At 59.5% G+C, this 7,053-nt stretch carries 7 protein-coding genes; 5 read left to right on the top strand and 2 right to left on the bottom strand.

From position 1 onward, the window contains the following. Positions 1-119: 119 nt before the first annotated feature. Together ACRESD_RS11935 and greB are read left to right on the top strand one after the other, a co-directional pair. Positions 120-1,124, top strand: coding sequence for a hypothetical protein (locus ACRESD_RS11935; protein WP_431751080.1), 1,005 nt, complete (start codon positions 120-122; stop codon positions 1,122-1,124). 119 nt (positions 1,125-1,243) lie between these two features. Then, a complete protein-coding gene (greB, locus tag ACRESD_RS11930; protein WP_431751079.1) occupies positions 1,244-1,717 on the top strand; it encodes a transcription elongation factor GreB in 474 nt (157 codons plus the stop codon). Between the two features lie 45 nt (positions 1,718-1,762). Here the strand turns inward: greB and ACRESD_RS11925 are convergent, their stop codons facing one another. After that, on the bottom strand, positions 1,763-4,273 hold the full coding sequence (locus tag ACRESD_RS11925) for an ABC transporter permease (RefSeq protein WP_431751078.1): 2,511 nt from the start codon (positions 4,271-4,273) through the stop codon (positions 1,763-1,765). Continuing rightward, positions 4,273-4,956, bottom strand: coding sequence for an ABC transporter ATP-binding protein (locus ACRESD_RS11920; protein WP_005786391.1), 684 nt, complete (start codon positions 4,954-4,956; stop codon positions 4,273-4,275). The genes ACRESD_RS11925 and ACRESD_RS11920 overlap by 1 nt, the downstream gene beginning before the upstream one ends. A gap of 10 nt (positions 4,957-4,966) precedes the next feature. Here ACRESD_RS11920 and ACRESD_RS11915 point away from each other — a divergent pair, with 10 nt between their 5' ends. The 3 genes from ACRESD_RS11915 (at position 4,967) to ACRESD_RS11905 (ending at position 6,974) form a co-directional block, all read left to right on the top strand. Further along, entirely contained in the window at positions 4,967-5,572 is a 606-nt protein-coding gene (locus ACRESD_RS11915) for an arylesterase (protein ID WP_431751077.1), read from the top strand. Positions 5,573-5,630: 58 nt separating this feature from the next. Continuing rightward, the gene (locus ACRESD_RS11910) at positions 5,631-5,924 is read left to right on the top strand and encodes a hypothetical protein (protein ID WP_003189866.1); all 294 of its coding nucleotides are present in this window, start codon (positions 5,631-5,633) and stop codon (positions 5,922-5,924) included. An 81-nt stretch (positions 5,925-6,005) separates the two neighbouring features. Next, positions 6,006-6,974, top strand: a complete 969-nt coding sequence (locus ACRESD_RS11905; RefSeq protein ID WP_431751076.1) for a L,D-transpeptidase family protein — start codon at positions 6,006-6,008, stop codon at positions 6,972-6,974. The last annotated feature ends 79 nt before the right edge of the window (positions 6,975-7,053 follow it).

The raw sequence follows: 7,053 nt of genomic DNA, 5'->3' as shown, positions 1-7,053 counted from the left end.
TCCTACGTCAGGCTTGATAATTCACTGAAACAATTGCTTTGTCCTGAGGGCTTGTTAGCGGTCGGATGTTTATCTGGTGTTTATATAAGATTTTATTTTTGTGATGAGGTCTGATTGTCATGATGCTTCTACGTACTCTTGTTCTTGAACGCAGTGGCGAAGAGGCACCCGTCAACGGTGCACTGCTCTGTGGGTTCGCTGTCGCCCAGATCGCCTCTAACTTTCTTGTGTATAGCCTGGATGAAGAGACTGAACCTGGTCACTCAAGGGTCTATATCGCGGAACTCCGTAAAAAGCTCGAACGGTATTTCCTCGGGGGGGTGGACTCTAAGGACGATTTGCAAGTTGCGATGCATGTCTTCAAGCAGATCCTCATGACGGCATCCGGCGCAAAGACAAGTGGCGCTGGTGAGTCCCGGATTCCCTTCCATTTCGTGGATTTGAAAGGTTGCAGGTTGCCACCTGCCAGGCCGGAAGATCATCACTCGGTCATTATCAAGAAGGCATTGGTGATGAAGGTGATTACTTTGGGGATATCAGCGCCCGCATTGCCCCCGATCGAAAGTAATACGGTGATCGTGCCGACTATTCGTTTTTCGTCACAGATGGTTGCGCCGCCGAAGGGCGTGAGCCAACCGAAGGCTGCTACTCAACTGCCGGACGAATACACCGTTGAAGAACCTTCGCATTCGGTCGCTGCAGTACCCTCGGCGCTTGTGCAAACCGAGCCGAGTGCATCGCCGGTTGAGTTTGAAGCAGGCGAGGTTGCACCAGAGAAACCGCCTGCCTATCAGGAACATGCCTCTTTGCTGGAGGTGGACAGTACGCTGGCTAATCTCGCTCGGATCGCTCAAGAGCTGACACAAAAAAAGCACGCGGCCATTGAGCGAGAAGAGATGCTTGAGCAGTGGCAAGTTCGACTGCAGCAGCAGCAGAGCCAGTTGGATGAGAAAAGCCGTGAGGTGGAGCAGCGCCAGAGACAACTCCAGGATCAGGTGGTGGACGTTGGTCGGAGGAGCGAAAAACTGACGCTGATGATGTCGCAGTTATCAGGCATGCGACAGCGCCTGCAGGGCACTCTCCTTGAATTGGATCAGGTCCTCGGGGCGCCGGAGCTGAGTTGATCTGCCTACCGGCTGGCTACTTTGCTGGGTTCATTTATCATCAGCGCTAGCCAGCCGGCGCCAGGGCGTTATGTCGTGACGTATCGGCCCCAATGGACATTGCCTCGGGATGCAAGGGTTTGAGTACCAAGCTGATTACCAAAGAAGGTCATGAAGCGCTGAAAAAAGAGCTGGATTACCTGTGGCGTGAGAAGCGCCCGGATACCACTCGCAAAGTGACGTGGGCTGCTTCCCTGGGAGACCGTAGTGAAAACGCGGACTACCAGTACAACAAGAAGCTGCTGCGTGAAATCGATCGACGGGTACGCTATCTGCGTAAACGCCTTGAAGACATGCGCGTCGTGGAGTACATGCCCGAGCAGGAAGGGAAGGTGTTTTTTGGGGCATGGGTGGATATCGAAAACGAGCAGGGTGAAACCAAGCGTTTTCGGATCGTGGGTTATGACGAGATCTACGACCGCATGGATTACATCTCTATCGATTCACCCATGGCGCGTGCGTTGCTGCGCAAGGAAGTGGACGACGAGGCGATTGTGCAGACCCCAAGTGGTGAGGTGTGCTGGTGGATCACCCACATCGAATATGTGAAATAGGTAATGATGGCCTGCGCCCAGGACGGGGCGCAGGCCTGCCGCGTTTCAGCCTTCGCGCAGTACTGTCAGAGGGCTGGCATTCAGGGCTCGTCGCGTACCGAATACCCCGGCGCCACCGATGAGTACGGCACCGATCACCGGCAACAGCAGCAGCCACGGGTGAGGGTGCCAGGCAAGGTCGAACGCGTAGCGGTACAGCACCCAGGTCACCAGCTCTGTGCCGAGTGCAGCCAGAAGGCCGCTGACCGCACCCAACAGGCCGAACTCGATGCGTCGTGCCTTGACCAGCAACTTGCGTTCGGCGCCTAGTGCACGCAACAGCGCGCCTTGGCGAATTCGCTCGTCGAGAGTGGCCTGCAAGCCGGAGAACAGCACGGCCATGCCTGCGGCCAGCACAAACAGCAGCACGTATTCCACTGCCAAGGTCACTTGGGCAAGAATGCTGCGCAACTGTTCCAGCAATGCCTCGACCTGCAGGATGGTAACGGCCGGGAAGGCCCTGGACAGGTCGACGATCTGCTGGTCGTGCCCCGGTGCCAGGTAGAAGCTGGTCAGATAGGTAGCGGGCAGGTCCTTCAATGTGCCCGGCTGGAAGATCATGAAGAAATTGGGTTGGAAATTATCCCAGTTGATCGTGCGCAGGCTGGTCACCCGGGCCTCGCGATTCTCGCCGCCTACCGTGAACACCAGATGATCGTTGAGCTTGAGCTTCAGGCTTTCGGCGACTTTGGCTTCTACCGACACCCCGGGAATGTCATCGCTCGGTTGTGGCGACCACCAGGAACCAGCCGTCAGGACATTGCCGGGTGGCAAATCGGCGGCCCAGGTCAGGCTCAAGTCGCGTTGTACTGCACGGTCACCGCTGGAGTCTTTGCTGACAATCTCCTGCACAGGTTCGCCATTGATACTGATCAGTCGCCCCGGCACGACTGGATACAATGGCGCGGACTGAGCTTGCACCTGCAGCAGGCGAGCGCCAAACGCATCTTTGTCAGCTGGCAGGATATTCAGGGCGAAATAGTTGGGGGCATCCTTGGGCAACTGGTTCTGCCAGGTGTCGAGCAACTCGCCACGTAACAAGGCAATCAATCCCATGGACAACAGGATCAAGCCAAACGCCAGGGATTGGCCAGCCGCCGCCAGCGGATGCCGTAGCAGTTGGCCCAGACCCAGGCGCCAAGGCAGGGATGCGCGAGCCAATAGCCGCCGCAGGCTTTGCAGCAGCAGTAGAAGCAAACCACCCAGGATCAGCGCAGCCACCACGCCGCCGCCCAGCAACGCGAACGTCAGCACCAGGTCGAGGCTCAGGCGCCACATGATCAGGCCGAGGGCGAGCAGTGCGGCACCGTAGACCATCCAGGTGCTGGAAGGGATAGGCAGCAGGTCACGACGCAATACTCGCAACGGTGGAACGCGCCCCAGGGCTGCCAATGGCGGCAGGGCGAAGCCGGCGAGGGCAACCAACCCGGTGCCGATGCCTGCGACTGCCGGAAGCAGCCCGCCGGGCGGCACATCTGCCGGCAGCAGGTCGTGCAGGAAATAGAACAGTCCAAATTGCGCCAACCAGCCGAGCAGGGCGCCGGTCAGGCTTGCCAGCAGGCCCAGTACGCTCAGTTGCAGGCTGAACAGAAGCATCGCTTCGCGCCGTGACAACCCCAGGCAGCGCAACAGTGCGCTGGCGTCGAAGCGTCGGCTGGCAAAGCGATTGGCCGACAATGCCACGGCCACGCCGGCCAACAGCACGGCCACCAGGCTGGCCATGTTCAGGTAGCGCTCGGCTTTGCCCAGGGCGCCACCGATTTGCTGATTGCCATCGCGTGAGTCCTGCAGGCGCTGGTTAGCGGCGAGGCCAGGCTTGACCAAGTCGCGATAGGTCTGCAGCGCTGTACTGCCTTGGGGGGCGCGCCATAGTTCGCGGTAGCTGACGCGGCTGCCGGGCTGAACCACGCCGGTGGCATCCAGGTCCGCGAGGTTGATCATCACTCTGGGCGTAAGGCTATAGAAGTTGCCGGCACGGTCTGGCTCATAAGTGAGTATGCGCGTCAGGTGCAGGGTCTTCATGCCGACATCGATGCTGTCGCCAACTTTCAGCTCCAGCGCCGTCAGCAGTCGTGCTTCAACCCAGGCTTCACCAGGCTTTGGGCCGCCTCCTGCTGTTTCGGCGCCGAAGGGCTCTGATGCACTTTTAAGCTCGCCCCGCAGCGGGTATTGCTCGTTGACTGCCTTGATGCTGGAGAGTTGGATACCGTTATCCGTGGCGATGACACTGGAAAACTCCACGATGCGTGCATGGTCCAGGCCCAGCTCGGTTCCGGACTTTATCTGCTCTGGGCGAGCCGGCGAACTGCCCTCGAGCACCAGGTCGGCACCGAGGAACTCAGTGGCGCGCAACAGCATGGCGCCGTTGAGCCGCGCGCCGAAGTAGCCGATGGCAGTACTGGCGGCGACGGCTACCAACAGGGCGAAGAACAGCACGCGCAATTCGCCGGCGCGGGCGTCCCGTAATAATTGGCGCATGGCAAGGCTGAACAGGCGCAACAGCGGCAAACGTGCCATCAAGGCTCCAGGGGCGCGACCATCAGGCCGGCTTCAAGGCGGATCAGGCGCCGGCAACGATGGGCCAGGCGTTCATCGTGGGTGACCAACACCAAAGTCGTGCCGCTCTCTTTGTTGAGCTCGAACAGCAAGTCGCTGATGCGCTCGCCGGTGTGGCTGTCGAGGTTGCCGGTGGGCTCGTCGGCAAACAGCACATCCGGTTCAGCCGCAAAGGCGCGGGCGATCGCTACCCGTTGCTGCTCGCCACCGGAAAGCTGGCGGGGAGAGTGGGTCAGGCGTTGGCCCAGGCCGACACGCTCCAGCAAATGCCTGGCGCGCTCGCGGGCGTCCTTGCGACCGTCCAGCTCCAGAGGCAGCATGACGTTTTCCAGCGCGTTGAGGCTGTCGAGCAATTGGAAGGATTGAAATACAAAGCCCACATGCTCGGCACGGATGCGCGCACGCTGGTCTTCATCCAGGGTGCTCAGCGCTTGGCCGGCCAGGGTGACTTCGCCGCTGCTGGGCAGGTCGAGGCCGGCCAGCAGGCCGAGGAGGGTGGATTTGCCGGAGCCGGAACTGCCGACGATAGCCAGGCTATCGCCCTTGTTCAGTTCCAGGCTCAGTTCGTGCAGGATAGTCAGTTCACCTTCCGCGCTGGGAACCACTTTGCTAAGGTTTCGCGCGGTGAGAATGCTTGCGCCCATGGAGAATCCGATGCGAATGTGGTTTTTGAGTGCTGGCCTGGCCTTGATGTGCATGGCCCAGAACGCAGCGGCGGGTACAGTCCTGATCGTTGGCGATAGTATCAGTGCCGGTTTCGGCCTGGATACCAGCAAGGGGTGGGTCGCACTGCTGGAACAACGGCTCAAGCAGGAAGGTTTCGGCGATAAAGTGGTCAATGCCTCCATCAGTGGCGACACCAGTGCGGGAGGCTTGGCGCGGCTGCCAGCGGCACTTGCAGAGCATAAGCCGGACGTAGTGGTTATCGAATTGGGGGGGAATGACGGTTTGCGTGGCCAGCCTCCAGCGCAATTGAAACAAAATCTTGCATCGATGATCGATCAGTCCAAGGCCGGTGGTGCCAAGGTGCTGTTGTTGGGAATGCAATTACCGCCCAATTACGGCCCGCGCTACACCACGGCATTCGCTGAGGTGTATGGCGTATTGGCCAAAGAGAAAAACGTGCCGCTGGTGCCATTTTTCCTCGAGGGCGTGGGTGGTCACCCGGAGTTGATGCAGGCGGATCAACTTCACCCGGCGGTCGGTGCCCAGGGCAAATTGCTCGAAAATGTCTGGCCGACGCTAAAACCGCTGCTATGACGCTTTTCTACCGGCAGGCTTTCGGCTAAGGTGGCGCCCCCCCGATTTGGAGCCCTCGATGTCGCGTCCTGCCTGGTCCCTGTTTAACTACCAACTGATCGAGCCGGACGAGCAGCTGGATCTGTTCGCCTGCCAGGAAGTCAGGGTGCATTTGGTGGCGCGTCAGCTGGAGTTGGGCGGTTCGATAGACCGTACGCTGTGCGGTACATTGTTGCCGGCACAACCCCGCTGGTCATCGGTGAATCGCTCGATTTTTCAAGATCAGCGGCTCTGCCCTTTATGTCGTGCCATTCTCGAATCGCAAAAGCGCGGCACGCCGCCTATCTGGCCGGAGCTGCGCTTCGAGCTATAGCGGGGCGGATTGATGCTTGAAGTCCGCTTCACGTATACAATCAATTTTTTCCTACCCGTCGTTCTGCGAAGGATTTTCCGGATGTTGTCGCGCCTTTCCGTCGTCACCTGCTGCCTGTCTCTCGCTGCTCTCTGTGCGGCCGGTTCTGCGGCAGCCTTGCAGTTGCCCTTGCCGCCACCAGGTGAGGACATCGTTGGTCAGGTCCAGGTCATCAAGGCCAAATACGAAGATACCTTTGCCGACCTGGGCACTACCTACGATCTTGGTTATTCGGAAATGGTCGCGGCCAACCCGGGCGTCGATGCCTGGCTGCCCGGTGCGGGCACCGAGATTGTGCTGCCGACACGGTTCATCCTGCCGCCCGGCCCGCGTGAAGGCATCGTGATCAACTTGGCGGAATACCGGCTCTACTACTTCCCTAAAGGACAGAACGTCGTCTACACCTTCCCGCTGGGGATTGGTCGTGAAGGCTGGGGCTCGCCGATCGCCCATACCAGTATCATCGCCAAGACGCCGAACCCTACCTGGACACCACCGGCCTCGATCAAGGCCGAACACGCCGCCAATGGCGACCCGTTGCCCAATGTGGTGCCTGCTGGCCCGGATAACCCGCTGGGGCCGTTCAAGTTCACCCTGGGCACTCCGGGCTATCTGATCCATGGCTCCAACATGAAATTTGGTATCGGCACGCGTACCAGTCACGGCTGCTTCCGCATGTTCAATAACAACGTGCTGGAGATGGCCGGTATGGTGCCGGTGGGTACGTCGGTGCGCATCATCAACGACGCCTACAAGTTCGGCAGCAGTGGTGGCAAGGTCTATCTCGAAGCCCATACACCACTGAACGACGATGGCACACCATCGGTGGTCGACAAGCACACTGCGGTCATCAATGCCTTGCTCAAGCGCGAAGACCTGGCCAACAACCTGCGAGTCAATTGGGATCAGGTTCGGGATGTGGTTGCTGCTGAAGATGGTCTGCCGACTGAAATCGGCGTACCTGGAACCGCGCCGATCGCCTCAAGCGTACCGGTTGATTTGCAGCAATAAGTCTCTCGATCAAGGCCCGTCACCGCTTTTCGCGGTGGCGGGCTTTTTTATGCCTGGGGCTCAAGACTGGACTCCAGGC

It is taken from the genome of Pseudomonas sp. (assembly GCF_050739995.1).
GTDB lineage: Bacteria > Pseudomonadota > Gammaproteobacteria > Pseudomonadales > Pseudomonadaceae > Aquipseudomonas.
The sequence above is the reverse complement of the archived record's forward strand: the minus strand, read 5'-3'. Positions and strand labels throughout refer to the sequence as shown.